The organism is Nostoc sp. DSM 114160, from assembly GCF_053470305.1.
This window is the reverse complement of record NZ_JBPFGO010000003.1, coordinates 600,379-617,062: the sequence shown is the minus strand read 5'-3', so window position 1 is coordinate 617,062 and position 16,684 is coordinate 600,379. Positions and strand designations below refer to the sequence as shown.

The window sequence follows — 16,684 nt, the reverse complement described above, 5'->3', positions numbered from 1 at the left end:
AGTTTTGCTGTGTATATTTTATATATTTTAAACACTTTCTTAATATGCGATCTAAGCCTAGCTTATAAATAAGAAGGCTAAAAGTTTTATGGAAAATAATATTTTGAATTGCATAAGAAAATTTCGGATTTGATAACTCAATTTAAAAAACTTTGTATTTTATTTTTCTACTGAGGAATAAATTTCTTTACCTAACGCAATGGTTATTAAAAAAGTATTAACTTCGGTAGTTTCATCATGTGAATAGTACTTAAAAAACGACAAAAGTAGTTTTTATACATTTAAATAATATTCAGTGTTTTCACTGTTTTAAAAATAAACTGTAAAGAAGACATTAGTTATTACAAATGAATATTTCCGAAACGGTAGTAGTAAACATAAAATCTTAAAATCAGATTAAGCTTGGAAGTTTACTATCTAATCTATGCTCAAAAAACAAGATGCAACAAATATAATTGAGCCTAGAACATAATATTTAGTATTAGACGACAAAAGCAGTAGTTAACCAAGTGAATTTATTTAATTTAAAATTTAAATAGGATAAAAAATAAAGCAATGAATATTTCTATTCTGATCTTTGGAAAAAATAATTTTATCGCCACACTTCCAGATCAGATCCGTTATGCGACTGCTTTTAGTGTAGAAGTTATAGACAATTTGGATCGAGCAGTGTCGCAGATTAAAACAACACCCCCCGATATAATTCTGGTGCAGGCTAGTCTGGATAGTAGTATGGAACTCTGCGGTTGGTTGAAAGATCAAACAAAACTATCGTGGATATATTGTATTCTCTTCGAGGATCGTTCCCAGCAGCTTACCGATCGAAATAAAGGTTGGCATAGGGAATTGGAAATGAGTGCTGCGGCACTAAAGCAAGGAGCCGATGCATATATTTGGCATCTTATTGAAGAAAAAACAGACTATAGCTTGGCAGAGTTGACTGCCAATCATGGACTAATACTTGCCCAATTGACAGTTGGTTTGCGGAAAGCACAAAAATACCGAGATTTGATTCGGACAAATGATATGTTATCTGCGATCGCCTTAGCCGATTCGTTGACAGAATTAAATAATCGTCGTGCTTTAGAATGGGACTTACCAAGGCAAATTCAAAGAGCCAGGACTCAAAAAACTTCTCTGAGTTTGATTATTCTGGATGTAGATCATTTTAAGAAAGTTAACGATACTCATGGGCATTTAATAGGCGATCGCATCTTGCAAATATTATGTCAGCGTTTGCGCCACAATTTGCGCTGCCAAGATACAGCATTCCGCTATGGTGGCGAAGAATTTGTAATTCTTCTAGCTAACACTACCGATGACGAAGCACTATTAGTAGCCCGTCGTCTCAATCGCGTAGTCAGCGACGAACCATTTGCACTCAACAATAAACTGACAATTAATGTCACCATTAGTTTGGGTACAGCCTCTCTGCAAGCTGAGGATGATGAAAAAGGAGAGAGTCTGCTGCATCGTGCCGATCAATGTTTGTTACAGGCTAAAACTTCTGGGCGTAATCGGGTGATTAACTCCAGCTACCTATCTCATCATGGCTCACATTTGAAAGTTGTTTCTTCGTGAAATTGGATGAGGCGGACAATTTATGATCTCTGGGAAGGTGGTTTAAAATTGGCACATACCACTTGATTAAATCGTATGTTTTCTGTATGATAGGTAAATCATTCATCCAGACAAAATTTTCTCAAAAAAATGATCGCGCAGAGCGCGAGACATTAAGAAGGGTAAAGAAATAAAGAGCAGAGTGCTAAAGGGCTACTAATTCCTGCCCCCAACCACCACAACCCGAAAACCCGCGTAGCCGTGCCTCTCGTCACGTGCGCGATAGAAGCGAAGCGCCGAGCGGCAATAACTGGGGGGGAGTTGACCCACGAACCACCACGCAGCAGATGATTTTGATTATCATTATCACCTAACCAAGCGCTTCCATCTTTTGGCGCGAGTTTGAATACCTGGAGAAGGAGAAGATGATTCCCTTTCTCGTTCTTTTTTTAACTCTGCCTGCCGTCTTTGATTTTCGGCTGTTTCTTGTTCTTGCTGACGCTCATATTCTGCTTGTAGTTTTTGATACTCTATTTCTTGTTCTTGTTTTAGGCGAACTACATCTTCATCTTTAAGCAGATAATATTTTTGAAATTTTTCTAATTCAGCTTCAGCTTTTTCAGCCAATGGATATCCTTGTTCATTTACAAAACTCGTCAAGTATTGCTTGTATTTGTCTAGATTTTTCTTATATATACCGTAAGGTTCTAATACTTTTTCTCGAACTGCACTCGCTTCTTGATCTGTTAATTTTAATTTTTCTTGTAAGTCTTTTAATATATCAGATTCCACAAGAGAAATCTCGCCATCAGACGCAAATTCTTTAGCCTTTTGGCGATACTCAACTATTGCGGCTTCCCTGGTTAACCGTTGTTGTTGACGTTCCTTAATTAATTGTTCAGCCGCAAACTTAATTCCCTGAGCTACATTTGCGAATGCATCATCTTGATTACTCCAAGACTTAATAGGTTGGGTATTTTTGGGCAGAGCTTGTAGTTTAGCAAATGGTGCATCTTGCCAAGAAACGTTTCGCAGAATAATTGGAATGACACAAGCCTCTCCAGCTTCGTGGCGTTGTATCGCTTTGGTAACTTCAACATCCCAGCAGTATTTAGAATATATAAAGTCTGAACTGACTAATAATAAAATGATATCGGCTATATTTAAATTTTCATTAATCTCCTCATCCCATTCTCTTCCCGGTGGTATCTTGCGATCGTGCCAAGTTGAAATAATACCTTGCCGTTCCAACATGGTCAGGTGTTTAGCCAGTTCATCCTTTAGAGGTTCGTCGTTGTGAGAGTAGGAACAAAACACCTTGAGTGGTTCTAACGAAACATCTGCCATTTTGCGTCTTTAGGAGTAGTATAAATTACGCTTCTTACAAATTATAGTATTTTTGCGTGATTTCCTTGATAAACTAACCCCGATCGCTAATGCAATTCATCGTCTTAACCCAAAAATATGAAATTGCGATCGCTATTCCATTCTGATGCTACTGCGATCGCTGCATAAAATCGACAGGGTAACTTTTATTGCAATCAAAACACGTCAAGCTTGACTCCAATCTTGCAACTCTAGTGCTTCAATTCTCTTTTAAAACTATGCTTTAGAATTTATCTAAATTCATTAAAGCCTTAACTTATGCTTCTTACCGAACTCATACCGCTAGTTAAAGAATTATCCCACACTGATAAACTCTTACTAATGCATTTCCTGGCAGCCGAATTGTTGAAGGAATCAAGTTTAGTTCCATTGCATACTGAGGACAAAGTAGCTAGTCTTGGCTTATATAATTCTTTTGAAGCTGCTGCTGTTTTAGCGAAGGCATTAGCAGAAGAAAAAGCGGCAACATATGGTTGATAAAGTTAGATTTGCATTTTTGAAATTAGCCCCAAAATAGTCTGATGGAAATAGTGAAACCCAACATTATATTAGGTTAACGTTGGGTTTCACAGCATTCAACTAGCTTGATTAGGCGGTATTTGCTCAGGTGGCGTTTCTGCTGGGGGAGCGAGTACCGCATCTGGAGCAATTTCTTCTACAGGAATCGGTTGCTTATCCTCAATTTCAAAATCTGGTTGCGCTGCTTCCACCAATTCAGGAGATGGGGGATGTGGGGGAATCGCTTCCGGTACACTCTCGGTTTTTGCTTCGGTGTCGGTAGTAACTGTCTCCTCTGCTGGTGGTTCTGGTATGACAATAGTTTTGTCGATAATCTCAATAGCAGGTTTCTCTAACAATACAGAGGTAATATCTTCAGGTTTGGGGGTTGTGGGTGTTTTTTTACTCACAGTCTGTTGCACCTTGTCTTTCGCGCCACTGAAGGTACTACCCAGACCTTTTTGCAACTGTCCCAGCCGTTCCTGAAGAGACAACTTATTCACCTGTTCTTGAATGCCAGTTTTTACTGTCTCAGCACTGGGTACTTGGGTTTGTTGTGCCTGTGGAGTCAATTGCCGACGTAATGATAGAGTTTGCCAGCCAAACCAGACCAAAAGAGCCACACTAGCCACATGACCGAGCAACAAACCTCCAGTAATGCGTGGTGCAAACACCCATAATACTAAAGCGTAGAACAGCCCTACACCACTCCAGATAAAGTCATTCTTGCGGTGGATTTCTGGGAAAAAGAAAGCTGCTATGTAAATGGCTAAACTACCAAGACCCACTACCAAAGCTAGGACAAATGCCAGCATTATTTGGTTACTCCTTACTGCGTCTTTTGATTATTTCAATTTTGCAAATTTTGCCAGTCAATTGTTGATTTAGATACAATTTAAAATTAATTATCCATGTTAGTTGTGGATTTTTGTGGTTTATATGAAGTCTTAAGGTCTTCTTTAGGGGAGAAGGGAAAATATCGGACTACCCTTAAAGTAAAAGGATCTGCAAGAGTTAGCCAGAAATTTTTTATGACACTACAAAGCTTTGGTGTGATTGGATTAGCCGTTATGGGTGAGAACATCGCTCTAAACGTAGAGCGCAATGGCTTCCCAATTGCAGTTTACAACCGCTCCCGCGAAAAAACGGATGCGTTTATGGCGCAGCGTGCTACAGGACGGAACGTCAAAGCCGCCTTTACTCTAGAAGAATTCGTTGCCTTATTGGAACGTCCCCGCAAAATTCTAGTAATGGTGCAAGCTGGTAAGCCAGTAGATGCGGTGATTGCTCAACTCAAACCCTTGTTAGAGGAAGGCGATATCATTATCGACGGTGGTAACTCTTGGTTTGAAGATACGGAACGCCGCACTCAGGAATTAGAACCCGCTGGGCTTCGGTATCTTGGTATGGGTGTCAGTGGCGGTGAAGAAGGAGCGCTAAATGGGCCTTCACTGATGCCTGGAGGTACAACAAGCTCTTACGAGTATCTATCGCCAATTTTCAACAAAATTGCTGCCCAAGTCGATGATGGCCCCTGTGTAACCTATATTGGCCCTGGTGGTTCTGGCCACTATGTTAAAATGGTACACAACGGCATTGAGTATGGCGATATGCAGTTAATTGCTGAAGCCTACGATTTGCTGAAAAATGTCGCTGGATTAGACCATAATCAGCTACATGAGGTGTTTGCTGAATGGAACACCACCGATGAACTCGATTCATTTTTGATTGAGATTACGAAGAATATCTTCCCATATATTGACCCAGAAACAAAAAAACCCCTGGTGGATTTGATTGTTGATGCAGCAGGTCAAAAGGGAACTGGACGCTGGGACTGTGCAAACTGCATTGGAATTGGGAGTTGCTATTCCCACAATTACAGCAGCAGTTAATGCCCGGATTATATCTTCGATTAAAGAAGAGCGGGTTGCAGCATCTAAAGTCCTTACAGGCCCTAGTGGCAAGTATGACGGGCAAACCAAGGACTTTATCAATAAAGTACGCGATGCTCTCTATTGCTCAAAAATCTGTTCTTATGCTCAAGGGATGGCGTTGCTATCCACAGCTTCAAAAACATATAACTGGAATTTGGACTTGGGCGAAATGGCGCGGATTTGGAAAGGTGGTTGTATTATTCGCGCTCGCTTTTTGAATAAGATTAAAAAGGCTTTTAGCGAAAATCCAGCTTTACCTAACTTGCTGTTAGCTCCCGAATTTAAGCAGACAATTCTCGACAGACAGACTGCTTGGCGGGAAGTGATTGCGACAGCTGCAACACTGGGAATTCCAGTACCGGCATTTAGCGCATCCTTGGATTATTTTGATAGCTATCGCCGCGATCGCTTGCCCCAAAATCTAACTCAAGCACAACGCGACTACTTCGGCGCACATACCTATCTGCGTCTTGATAAGCCTGGAACTTTCCACACTGAATGGGTACCTATTGCTGAAGCTAAGAAGTAAGGTTTTGTACCTCTAAAGTCTCAATTTATTTTATTTGCAGGTGACTCTAGATATTAGAGTCACTTTTTTGTGAAAACTATCAAAGACATTTAGTAGTCTATTTGAACTATAAGAGGTGAATAAAAATGGAGATTAGAAAGTCTCTATAAAAGTTAAAAACCTTATGAAATATAGGTTTTATGAAATTCGAGTGGATGTCAAAAATGAGCCGACGGACAGTAATTAGGCGATTAAGACAATGTGCGAATCAAGAGCGATTTAGCAAGTAAGCATTAGTTAAATATTTGGAATCAATTTGGTGTTCCCGTGGAAGATAAATCGCAACCGGAATTCCTATATTATGCAAATATCGACACATTAGTGGCCCTACTTCAGACCAATTTAAATTGCCTAAACCACAACCCAAAGCTGGCATTGCCAAAGACTGAATACCAATTTCATGACAATTGTTTCTAACCCATTCTAAGCCACCTTCAATATCTTCTAAACGAGAGTTTTCTCGCCATTGTCTTTTCGTAGCAAACAACAAGAACCACTTTACAGCATTGGAGGACACAAGCGGAAGACTAAGATCGGCTAGTTCTTGGTCTAAAGAAGCTTCCCGTTTATAAAGATAGGGTTTTGTGGCAGTCAGCTGTTGATTTCGGCAAGCATCTTGATAAACTACATATACGTCAGGAAACTGATATTTTGCTCGTGACGCTAATCCTTTGCCCATTATGCCTTGAAGGTTAACACTAATCGTCAAGGTTTGCATATTTGAAAAAAACATATCCCCATCAATCAAGGAAATATTAGTCCCGATACGGGCAGCAGATATAGGTTGGAAAAACATATTTGGTTCAGGAACAATAGGTATTCTAGCTGAACCTATAATTGTTTCGACTCGCTCTTTAGCCTTATAGTCTGCTACAAAAACTGAATGAACAAGTTCTGGGCTGATTTGCTCAGGAACCAGGTACTCAGCCATTATCTTTCGTTTGGAACCATCTAGCTCATTCCACCACTCATTTTGAATAATTTTCCATTGTTTCTGAAGTATTTCTATTCCTTCCTTAATAGCAAAAAATTGAGTTGGATCATTGGCAGCATTTCCATCTGTAATTAGTCCTCCTGCTGCTCCAAATACATCCGGTTTGACTCCAACAACAGCAATATCTCTTTTGTCCTTTTCATGAACCACTCGATACATCATTGGGTTACGTGGCTGAAAGTATAAGTTAGCGTACTCCCACAAACTACTCCTTCCAGGTGTAGACTTATCTTTACGCTTGCTAACAATCCCACTATCATAGATTGGTGTATATGAAACACCTAACTCCTCAACTGCTTTGTGGGATAAAATACCTCTTTGAAGTATTGAGGGCAAATTTTCAATATGTGTGATGTAATAGAGACTTTTGATATTTGGTTTTATCATTGATTTGGCGTATTATTCTTTCCAAGATATTTAGCTTTTAATTCTTCTAATTCTTCATCTATTTTACTTTTACTAGTAGGCTGAGATGTAGGATTTTGTGGCTGTATTTTATTTGGTTGAGGTTTATTACCACCCATAAATTGGGTTTTCATTTCCTCTAATTCTTTCTCAATTTGACTAGGAGATTTCGATACAAAAGCAGGTGAAGAATTTGGTGGTGATTGAGAAATCGGTTTTGGTGGAATCGCTGGCTTGGATGCTGCTGGCGAGTATTGATTTAAATCTTTGAGAACTTCATCTACTGTTTGATAACGCCGAATTGGAATACTTTCTAACATTTTGTTGAGAATGCGACTCAACTGATTACTAACAGGAGTTTTTAAGTATTGCTGCCATACCCAAGTATCGTTGTTAGTATCATAAGAATCGAAGGGCGATCGCGCAGTTAATAAATTAATACAAGTCGCACCCAAACTATAAATATCGCTGGCGAAAATAGCTTTACCTCTCATTTGTTCAGGAGCAACATATTCTGGACTACCAATAGTAGTACCAGTTTTATTTAAAGCAGCGCCAGTGGCAGATTTTGCAGCACCAAAATCTACTAAAACTAGTTTGCGTTGGGCTTCGCCCTTGCCGTAGGCATCGCTCTCGCGTAAAATAATATTTTCTGGCTTAATATCTCGGTGAATTACGTGTCTAGCGTGACAGAATTGCAATACTGGTAATAAATCATTTAGTAATTGCCAGATTTCTATTTCACTAAAAGCACCTCTATGTGCTAATTCTTGGGCTAAGTTTTGCCCGTCGATAAATTCTTGTACAAGATACTGCCGAGCTTCTTGGGTAAAATATGCCAGTAGTTCGGGAATTTGGGGATGTTTACCCAATTCATCTAACTGCACCGCTTCATGATTAAATAACTCTACGGCTTTGGCAAGAGTGTTAGTACCTTGGGATTGGGGATAAAATTGCTTAATTACGCAGCGTGGTTTTGAGGGTTTATCTTCATCCACAGCTAAGAAAGTTTTGCCAAAACCACCTTGTCCCGATTGGTTTGATAGCACGATAACGTTCTTTGAGGAGTAACTTGGAACCGCAAGTCACGCAAAAATTGACATGATTGGGATTTTCAGGCTTAGGACAATGAGGGTTAAGGCAGTAGCTCATATAGGCGATCGCTCTTATATCTCTTTATTTTACTGGCGTTAAGGGTGGAGACTTTTGCGAATCCGTTAAAATATGAGCGATCTCTACGACGGGCTATTTGGTGTCGCACTACTAACTAGTACAATAAGCTCGTTTTGAGGGTTTGTACTAAGCACAAAGCGTGCTTAGAAGATAAGGATAAGGAAAGGATAAGCACTAAATTCCTTACTATGAACTTTTTAGCAGAAATAAAAAGGTACAGAGAAAGTAAATTTATTTATAGGGTTTCCCCCTGCTCCCAGCAAGAACTGCCCCTTTTCCTCTTTCTGACTTTTGCCTTGCGGTACTACCCCATACCTTCCATAACTGGATGAAAGTAGAAGGCGAACCCCAACACTGTATAAGCAGCTAATAACAAAGTGCCTTCGAGCCAATTGGACTTACCATCGGAACTAATACTGTTGGCAATCAACACTGACACAACTACAGCGACTAATTCAAAGGGTTTGAAATCCAAATCCATTGGTTGCCCCAATACCCGCCCTGCTATAACTAACACGGGTGCAACAAATAAGGCAATCTGCATACTCGATCCCACAGCTACCGAAAGGGAAAGATCCATCTTATCTTTCATCGCCACGGTGACTGCTGTGGCGTGTTCAGCTGCGTTACCGACGATGGGAACCAATATCACCCCTGTAAACAGCGCCGTCAAACCTATCTGAGATGTGGCCACTTCCAGAGAATCTACTAGCATTTCTGACTCAATTGCCACTAGCAAGGTACATACTAGCAACACGCCAACCCACAAAATCATATTTGGTTTCGCGTGAGGGGTTTTTTCTTCTTCTGTCTCCGCTACACCCACATCATACAAATAGGAGTGGGTTTTCATCGAAAATAGCAGCGTTAGGGCGTAAACCAAGATTAATACTAGGGCAACAGCAATAGAAAGATTTTGCAATGTTTGTTCGTTAATTCCTTGAGAGGTATAGTTCATTGCTGTTGGCATCAAAATGGCAATCACTGCCAAATTCATCGAGGCAGCATTTACCCGCGCCACAATTGGCTGAAATGTCTGTTCTTTGTAGCGCAGTCCTCCCAAAAGCATGGAAAAACCCATCACTAGTAGTAAGTTGCTAATAATCGATCCCGTGATACTAGCTTTGACTACATCTACTAACCCAGCGTTTAACGCTACTAGGGCAATGATTAATTCTGTAGCGTTGCCAAAGGTGGCGTTTAACAAGCCCCCCAATGATGGCCCAACTACGACAGCAATTTCTTCTGTAGCTGTACCCATCCAAGCTGCTAAGGGCAGAATGGCTAATCCAGCTGTAATGAAAACTATTAATTCTCCCCACTCCAGAAAGTGGGCTGCTACAGAAACCGGGATGAACAGTAGTAAAGCGAAAAGAATAATGTTTTTGGTTGACATTTGTTGTCTTAAGTTGAGGGTATCATTCACAGCGAGCAATCCTAAGTTTTAAATTTGGAGTGTTGAATTAACAATTACTTTCACTCAGCACTCCCATAGGATACTCTCAACCGCCTGTAGAACAATTCAGAGATTGTACTGTTTTCCGTTCACCGCTGTGGATGTTGTGTAAAGCAAAATTGCGATATAATGAGTTTTCGTAATCTTTTGTTGCAAAAGTATGAATTTGAGCCAAAGTATTACATCAAAAATGGGGTTTAATATATTAAAAGACAATTAAATTTTTGATTGGCGCTGAAAAAGAGAAAACCCCTAACTGAGGCTTTGTTCAATGGCTAATTATTTTAAGCCTTCAGGAAAGGGCTGTGCGATAACGCAGATTTCCCACTACAATGAAACCGCTTTGTCAAAAATTTAGTTGGATTTCATAGTTGTTGTTTATACCGGATTTTGTGTTCAAACTATTGGAGAAAAGTTTATGCACAATGTTTTCGGTGCAAATGCAAGTTTTTTGTTTTGGATAAATATACATGACTTCTGCTGCTGAAATGCCAGCTAGCTCTGGCTCAACGTTAACATTACATTCAGATCCCAATAACACCAAAGAAACCGATCCCCTGAGAAAAGCTAATGGTGTTTATGTGACGGTGCATGGTCATTTTTACCAGCCACCAAGGGAAAACCCTTATCTGGACGCAATTGAACGCCAACCGAGCGCTGCACCTTTCCATGATTGGAATGAGCGGATTCATTGGGAATGCTATCGTCCAAACGCCTTTGCCAGAGTCTTAAATGAGCAAGGTGAAGTGGTGGGGATCGTCAATAATTACGAGTATTTCAGTTTTAATATTGGCCCAACGCTGATGTCGTGGCTAGAACGCTACGATGTGGAAGTTTATCAGCGGATTTTAGAGGCGGATGCCAAGAGTAGCCAACGCTTGCATGGTCACGGTAATGCGATCGCGCAAGTATACAATCACATCATCATGCCTCTGGCGAACGAGCGTGACAAATATACCCAAATTCGCTGGGGTAAAGAAGACTTCCGCTCCCGCTTTGGCCGCGATCCCGAAGGGATGTGGCTAGCAGAAACTGCTGTAGACTACGCCACCCTAGAAGCTCTTGTGGCTGAGGGTATTCGCTTCATTGTCCTGGCACCATCTCAAGCACTGCGTTGCCGTCCCCTGCCGACTCCAGATCGTCCCCATCCTGAATGGATCGAAGTCGGCGGTAGTCAGATTGATTCCACCCGTCCCTATCGTTGTTATTTGAAGCCCACATTAGACACTTCATCTTCACCTTTAAGTGCGCTCGCTACTAGCCCCAACGATAGTAGTACAGAAGAATTACCCTACATTGATATCTTCTTCTACGATGGGCCGATATCGCGGGATATGGGTTTTAGTGATGTAGTTTATAATTCCAGTCACTTTACCGGACGTATCGGTTCGGCAGTGCGTGGGGATCATCGTCTGGCACAGCTAATTTCTGTGGCGACAGATGGGGAAACTTTCGGACATCACAAAAAGGGAACAGAGAAAACTTTAGCCTACGCCTTTACCAAAGAGTTTCCTCAACAAAATTGGACGGTGACGAACTTCGCCCACTACCTGAGCTTAAATTCTCCCAGTTGGGAAGTGGAATTAAAGTCAGTCACAGCCTGGAGTTGCGCCCACGGTGTCGGCAGATGGGAGGATGACTGTGGTTGCGGTGGGGAAGGCTCAGTTTGGCATCAGAAATGGCGTCGTCCACTGCGGGATGCCCTAAATTGGCTGCGGGATCGGCTAACTGAAGTGTATACAGAACATGGTAGACAGTTATTTCGCGATCCCTGGCTAGCGCGAGATGAATATATCCAAGTAATACGCGATCGCTCTGCTACCAATGTCAACCGTTTTCTCGCCCGTCATCAAACCCACAAACTAACCGCAGCCGAACAAGTAGACGCTTTGCGCTTGTTAGAAATGCAGCGTCACGCTTTGTTGATGTTCACTAGTTGCGGCTGGTTTTTTGAAGAAATTTCCCGTCCAGAAGGGACACAAATTCTGCGCTATGCCGCCCGTGCTTTGGAATTGGCAGGGGAAGTGGCCGGCGTGCAGCTGGAAAAAGGCTTCGTCAAACATCTAGGTTTAGCCCCCAGTAATGTGGATCAGTTCAAACACGGTGCAGAAATTTATCGGCAATTAGTGTTAACTGCCCAACTTGGCTTTAAGCAAGTTGCAGCCCATTACGCCATTACTTCCCTGTTTACCAATCAGAAACCAGCAGAAACGCACAATTCTCTACCGAGAAAAGATGCTGCTGACAAACAGTCTCAGCGTTACCAAAAGCGGGTTTATTGCTATGCTGCCAATGAGCTAGATTACCAACTGCAACGTATGGGATCGCTAACTCTGGCTGTGGGAAATTTAAAGCTGGTATCAGAGATTACTTGGGAAAGTGAGCATTTGGTATTTGCAGTCTTACATTTGGGAGGCTGGGATTTCCACTGTGGCATTCAACAATTTACTGGGCGGCGTGACTACAGCAAATTAAAAGAAAAGCTGTTTGGGGCGCTAAAACAAGCTAGTGCGGCTCATACGATCTTGGCGATGACACAGCTATTTGGGAAAGAAGCTTTTAACTTGCAAAATCTATTTGCTGAAGAACGCCACCGGATTATGGGGCTGTTGAGTCAGGAAACACTGGCACGTTTAGGACAGTTATATACTCAAGCCTACCGTGATAATTACGGTGTGCTGATGGCGTTTCATCGTGATGAAATTGCAGTACCGCAAGAATTGCAGGTGGCGGCAGATATTGCTTTAGGACATCGCTGTCTGATGACATTGCGATCGCTTGAGCAAGAGATTGCCGATCCCCAAAAGAGTTGCAATCACATCTTAGAATTGGAGGCGATCGCTACTGAAGCAAAACATTTGCGTTGTCGGCTGAATATTCCCGACGGTAAGCAAATGTTAGAACAGTTAATTGCGCGATCGCTCTGGCAACTGTTGCACGATGCCAATGATACCTTTAATGCAGATATCCAACTGTTGGAACGATTGATTGATGTCGGGGATCAACTAAATATTCATATTTCCCTACAGCGATCGCAGGAACTCTATTTTAGTTGTCTGCAAAGTCATATAGCACCGATGTGTATTACTAGCCTTGGTAATGAACCAGATAATCAGTGTCTTCAGTTGCTCAAGTTGGGTAAAAAATTGGCCGTTGATGTTAGCTCGATCTCAAATCAGTTGAAATAGATGTAGGGACACTACAGTGGTGCATTAGTCTCAATTTAAGCTAAAGTGCTTGTCCCACATACGTTTTACCCCCCTTAATCCCCCCTTATAAAGGGGGGAAATAAGAAATAAATCTAGTTCCCTCACGCCACATGCTTCAAGTCGGCGAAGCCGCCCAACGCAGTGGCTCCCCTTTATAAGGCAATACAGTTCAGTTAGCGCCAAAAAACTTAAGTTGTGTAGGTTGAGTTGAGGAACGAAACCCAACATTTTCATAGCTTTGTTGGGTTGCGCTTTGCTTCACCCAACCTACAATTTTTCTTAACTGAACTGTATTGCTTTATAAGGGGAGGGTTAGGGTGGGGTAAAATCTTGGGTTTTTCAGGTAATAAAGTCTGTTTTATAGCGGTCGCCAGGTAGGTTAGGAGATAAACTGAATATAGAACCTAGACACCAAGAGACTTTCAACCCTGTCCTCTGTCACCTGTTCCCTGTCTCCTGCTATACTTCAGAATTCCGTTGTAACTTCCTTTACCTAATGCGAGAGCGATCGCAATGGTAAGGATAAAGCCACTCACACTTGAAGAGTCCGCGTGTATGTTTCTCAAAAAATGTTCCTGCATGGCGTCCAGGTGATATATCGATCCCAGCTTTCGTTTTAATCTCATATAACCAGGGAAAGGCTACTACAAAAATAGCTATGATAATGAAGAAGTAAAAAAGGGTAGTTCTAATATTGAGAAATATTAGGGAATTGCTATTTTTATTTTGAGGCATAGAAATGAGGAGAAACTAATAGCTCATACCATCGTAACCTAAAGCTGAAAATATCGCCGGAAGCGGAGATCGATATTGTCTGTTTTGTGCTGATTACAGGTTAAACAGAGGGTTTGTAAATTGCTGATATCATTTTGACCTCTACGAGCGAGGGGAATGATATGGTCGATGCTGAGGTGAGTTTCTATAGTAGTTTTACCGCAGCTTTGACACTGGTATTTGTCGCGTTGTAAAACGTATTTTTTTACTTCCGGTGGGATACGAATGCGGGGAGTTTTGCTCATTTGTTTTCTAGTTACTCAGAAATCTTTCCAAGCTTGGAACATCTACCCAACTTGATTTTTGATGCGATTCATGAGATAAATCCATCAACAGCTGAGAATAAATTCCTTCGCGTAGTGATGGTGTAATTTCCTGATTGCGGTCAATTCCTTGCACCCATTGGTCTACTACGCGGATAAATGCTGAAATGCGGCCATCAGCATAATTTTTGGGAAAAATCAACCGATTCGGTATTTCTATTTCTGTTAGAGATTTACCTGGCTGGGAACCCCAAACACGAAAACCATGTATATAATCTTTTTGATTTTCACTGCCTACGATTAATGTACCGCGATCGCCATATACTTCTATCCAATGCGTTCTTGCTGCATGAACAACCGCACTGATAGAAAGTTGGCAAGGTGTACCATTGGCTAATTCCAGCGTTAATATACAATTGTCATCTGTATTCACAGCTTTAGATTCACCGCTAATCGGGTCAACTCGTGTAGGAATAGCAGTAGTTAAATGAGCGTTTAATCTACGCACTGACCCAAATAACCAGTGAATATAATCGAAGGCGTGAGAACCCAAAGATCCCAATGCACCGCCTCCTTTCTCTTTCTCAGAATACCAATTCCAGGGGCGTGAAACATCAGCACGAGAAGAACCTAACCAATCAATTTTAATTAGGCGTAACTCACCCACATAGTTTTCTGACAATAATTCTGCAAACAATTGCCATGCTGGTACAAAGCGAAATTCAAAGTCTACAGTTGCAATAACGCTTTTGGCTTTAGCTAACTGATAAAGTTCTTTCGCTTCAAATGCATTTAAAGTTGTCGGTTTTTCTAGTAATAAATGTTTGCCAGCTTGCAGTACAGTTTTTGCCATTTCATAGTGCAAAAAAGGCGGTGTCGAAATGCTGACAGCTTGCACTTCTGGTAATGCCACAATATCTGCAAGTGAGTCGGAAGCGTGACGAATATTATGGGATTCTGCTATGGCTTTGGCTTTATTTATATCACGGTGATAAACAGCAACTATCTCAGTGCGAGAATGTGCTTGAAATCCAGGTATATGGACTTTTTGACCAAATCCCGTGCCGGCGATCGCAACTCCAATCATCTAATTTTTATCCTCATATTTATGCAACTTATTGTTTACTTATAATTTACATCTAATATGTAGTTACATCAAATATCGGCAATATTTTCCTCATGTTTGGCGATTGCTATTGAGTTGATAACATCTAGCGATCGCTCTTTTGAATCTAGTATACTATCATCTAGGCTTATCGTAAAACTCTAATTGTCAAGGGGTAACGATAATGCTCACCATTGTAAGCTTTAACAGCAGCAAAAGTCACTACAAAAGATTGTAGTAACAGTTTGAATAAAATTAATGATATAAGTATAATTAATAAATTATCTAAAGTATTTTTTATTTGATTAATTGAACCATTAGTAGTCACTGCTAGACTCAAGCTAGTTACTACTAAAATTAATGATATTGCGATTGTAATAAAAGTATAAAAAGTTAAAGAGATTTGAAAATTTAATGATTCCTTACCTTGTAAATCAATCCAAGGATATTGAGATTTTTTCAAGTGCCAAATTATGAATGGAGGCAAAACATTTAAAGGTAAATATAAAGGAATGCCAAGAAATACCAAAAAACACAATAATATCCACCCTAGCAAAGCCGAGAGATGACACAACATCGCCCATATACGCATTTGTTTAGGTTTTTCTTTCATGGCTTTTTATTTGTAAATGGATTTAGCTGATAATTCCCCACTATAATTATCTATAAAAAAGCCACCAGAGTTAAAATCTGAGTATTTCTCGCTCATAATTGACAAAAAGAGGTTTTATTTGCCAGGTTATGTTTTCTCCTGGTAATAGTGCAACTTCTAGACAAAGTTACTCTATGCCAGTTATAAACCCCGTCCATTTTGAAACTTGAAGTCTTTTAAGGAGAGTGTATTATTCGGTTGTGGCTTGGGTTGTGAACTTTACCCTAATTCCAAAAAACTATGGTTTTTAAGGTAGACGCAGTAAAATGTAGTATCATAAACAATTTTTATATACCTGCGTAGGCGTAGCTAGTTGATCCCATGTCCGCTTAAAAACTTATCATTAAGATCGCAGAGATGCAAATGAAGGAGGTTTTTGGACTTTTTGCTTCCCCCTTTTGGCATAAAGTTTCGCAGATAGCGGTGCTAAAGATGGCCTTGGCGTAGCTTTTTAAGGTAAAACCTTTGAGAATTTTATCAAGGCGATCGCAATCTGAAAATAGTCTGAAAGTTTACATTCAGTACTGGCGAAAATAGCAACTGTCTTTTGGGATACCTAATAGCAAGGTTTTTCTAAATAGGGGATGAATCCAACAAATCTGTTTGCGATCCCATTCAGAAGCATGTATGACTTAACGTATAAGTTATATCAGATGAGTTTGCTTGAATTTGTATATCTATCCTACTTTTCCTACTTTTCCTACCTT

At 40.6% G+C, this 16,684-nt stretch carries 11 protein-coding genes and 3 pseudogenes; 4 read left to right on the top strand and 10 right to left on the bottom strand.

Annotated features, from left to right (window positions below):
- The first annotated feature begins 555 nt into the window (after window positions 1–555).
- A complete protein-coding gene (locus NSTCB13_RS27825; RefSeq protein WP_448274530.1) occupies window positions 556–1,581 on the top strand; it encodes a GGDEF domain-containing protein in 1,026 nt (341 codons plus the stop codon).
- A gap of 13 nt (window positions 1,582–1,594) precedes the next feature.
- On the opposite strand, the pseudogene NSTCB13_RS27820 reads toward NSTCB13_RS27825, so the two are convergent.
- Together NSTCB13_RS27820 and NSTCB13_RS27815 are read right to left on the bottom strand one after the other, a co-directional pair.
- Window positions 1,595–1,687: pseudogene (locus tag NSTCB13_RS27820) on the bottom strand (diversity-generating retroelement protein Avd); the annotation flags it as partial.
- A 239-nt stretch (window positions 1,688–1,926) separates the two neighbouring features.
- Window positions 1,927–2,907: a TIR domain-containing protein gene (locus NSTCB13_RS27815; protein ID WP_445627118.1), complete on the bottom strand. Its 981-nt coding sequence runs from the start codon at window positions 2,905–2,907 to the stop codon at window positions 1,927–1,929.
- 297 nt (window positions 2,908–3,204) lie between these two features.
- Here NSTCB13_RS27815 and NSTCB13_RS27810 point away from each other — a divergent pair, with 297 nt between their 5' ends.
- On the top strand, window positions 3,205–3,423 hold the full coding sequence (locus tag NSTCB13_RS27810) for a hypothetical protein (protein ID WP_448274529.1): 219 nt from the start codon (window positions 3,205–3,207) through the stop codon (window positions 3,421–3,423).
- A gap of 98 nt (window positions 3,424–3,521) precedes the next feature.
- On the opposite strand, the gene NSTCB13_RS27805 is transcribed toward NSTCB13_RS27810, so the two are convergent.
- A complete protein-coding gene (locus NSTCB13_RS27805) occupies window positions 3,522–4,259 on the bottom strand; it encodes a Ycf66 family protein (RefSeq protein ID WP_448274528.1) in 738 nt (245 codons plus the stop codon).
- 216 nt (window positions 4,260–4,475) lie between these two features.
- On the opposite strand from NSTCB13_RS27805, the pseudogene gndA reads away from it, so the two are divergent.
- A pseudogene (gene gndA, locus NSTCB13_RS27800) lies at window positions 4,476–5,907 on the top strand (NADP-dependent phosphogluconate dehydrogenase).
- 247 nt (window positions 5,908–6,154) lie between these two features.
- Here the strand turns inward: gndA and NSTCB13_RS27795 are convergent.
- The 3 genes and pseudogenes from NSTCB13_RS27795 to cax form a co-directional block, all read right to left on the bottom strand.
- Complete coding sequence (locus NSTCB13_RS27795; RefSeq protein ID WP_445627123.1) at window positions 6,155–7,327, bottom strand: DarT ssDNA thymidine ADP-ribosyltransferase family protein; 1,173 nt, start codon at window positions 7,325–7,327, stop codon at window positions 6,155–6,157.
- Window positions 7,324–8,497, bottom strand: a pseudogene (locus NSTCB13_RS27790) (protein kinase domain-containing protein). Before NSTCB13_RS27790 ends, NSTCB13_RS27795 begins: the two are co-directional and overlap by 4 nt.
- A 325-nt stretch (window positions 8,498–8,822) precedes the next feature.
- The gene (cax, locus tag NSTCB13_RS27785) at window positions 8,823–9,914 is read right to left on the bottom strand and encodes a calcium/proton exchanger (RefSeq protein WP_445627125.1); all 1,092 of its coding nucleotides are present in this window, start codon (window positions 9,912–9,914) and stop codon (window positions 8,823–8,825) included.
- 530 nt (window positions 9,915–10,444) lie between these two features.
- Between cax and NSTCB13_RS27780 the strand changes: the two genes are divergently transcribed.
- A complete protein-coding gene (locus NSTCB13_RS27780; protein ID WP_448274527.1) occupies window positions 10,445–13,162 on the top strand; it encodes a DUF3536 domain-containing protein in 2,718 nt (905 codons plus the stop codon).
- Window positions 13,163–13,672: 510 nt separating this feature from the next.
- On the opposite strand, the gene NSTCB13_RS27775 is transcribed toward NSTCB13_RS27780, so the two are convergent.
- The 4 genes from NSTCB13_RS27775 to NSTCB13_RS27760 form a co-directional block, all read right to left on the bottom strand.
- On the bottom strand, window positions 13,673–13,918 hold the full coding sequence (locus NSTCB13_RS27775; RefSeq protein ID WP_448274526.1) for a hypothetical protein: 246 nt from the start codon (window positions 13,916–13,918) through the stop codon (window positions 13,673–13,675).
- A gap of 38 nt (window positions 13,919–13,956) precedes the next feature.
- Window positions 13,957–14,202 (bottom strand): HNH endonuclease, encoded by a 246-nt coding sequence (locus tag NSTCB13_RS27770; protein WP_448274525.1) that lies wholly within the window; start codon window positions 14,200–14,202, stop codon window positions 13,957–13,959.
- Between the two features lie 7 nt (window positions 14,203–14,209).
- Entirely contained in the window at window positions 14,210–15,307 is a 1,098-nt protein-coding gene (locus tag NSTCB13_RS27765) for a Gfo/Idh/MocA family protein (RefSeq protein ID WP_448274524.1), read from the bottom strand.
- Between the two features lie 166 nt (window positions 15,308–15,473).
- A complete protein-coding gene (locus NSTCB13_RS27760; RefSeq protein WP_445627130.1) occupies window positions 15,474–15,938 on the bottom strand; it encodes a DUF4870 domain-containing protein in 465 nt (154 codons plus the stop codon).
- Window positions 15,939–16,684: the final 746 nt, after the last annotated feature.

Bases quoted from the DNA above. Each gene is read 5' to 3' on its own strand.
- NSTCB13_RS27805 (WP_448274528.1), bottom strand. From the start codon at position 4,259: ATGCTGGCATTTGTCCTAGCTTTGGTAGTGGGTCTTGGTAGTTTAGCC.
- NSTCB13_RS27780 (WP_448274527.1), top strand. From the start codon at position 10,445: ATGACTTCTGCTGCTGAAATGCCAGCTAGCTCTGGCTCAACGTTAACA.
- NSTCB13_RS27770 (WP_448274525.1), bottom strand. From the start codon at position 14,202: ATGAGCAAAACTCCCCGCATTCGTATCCCACCGGAAGTAAAAAAATAC.
- NSTCB13_RS27815 (WP_445627118.1), bottom strand. From the start codon at position 2,907: ATGGCAGATGTTTCGTTAGAACCACTCAAGGTGTTTTGTTCCTACTCT.
- cax (WP_445627125.1), bottom strand. From the start codon at position 9,914: ATGTCAACCAAAAACATTATTCTTTTCGCTTTACTACTGTTCATCCCG.
- NSTCB13_RS27760 (WP_445627130.1), bottom strand. From the start codon at position 15,938: ATGAAAGAAAAACCTAAACAAATGCGTATATGGGCGATGTTGTGTCAT.
- NSTCB13_RS27765 (WP_448274524.1), bottom strand. From the start codon at position 15,307: ATGATTGGAGTTGCGATCGCCGGCACGGGATTTGGTCAAAAAGTCCAT.
- NSTCB13_RS27795 (WP_445627123.1), bottom strand. From the start codon at position 7,327: ATGATAAAACCAAATATCAAAAGTCTCTATTACATCACACATATTGAA.
- NSTCB13_RS27810 (WP_448274529.1), top strand. From the start codon at position 3,205: ATGCTTCTTACCGAACTCATACCGCTAGTTAAAGAATTATCCCACACT.
- NSTCB13_RS27775 (WP_448274526.1), bottom strand. From the start codon at position 13,918: ATGCCTCAAAATAAAAATAGCAATTCCCTAATATTTCTCAATATTAGA.
- NSTCB13_RS27825 (WP_448274530.1), top strand. From the start codon at position 556: ATGAATATTTCTATTCTGATCTTTGGAAAAAATAATTTTATCGCCACA.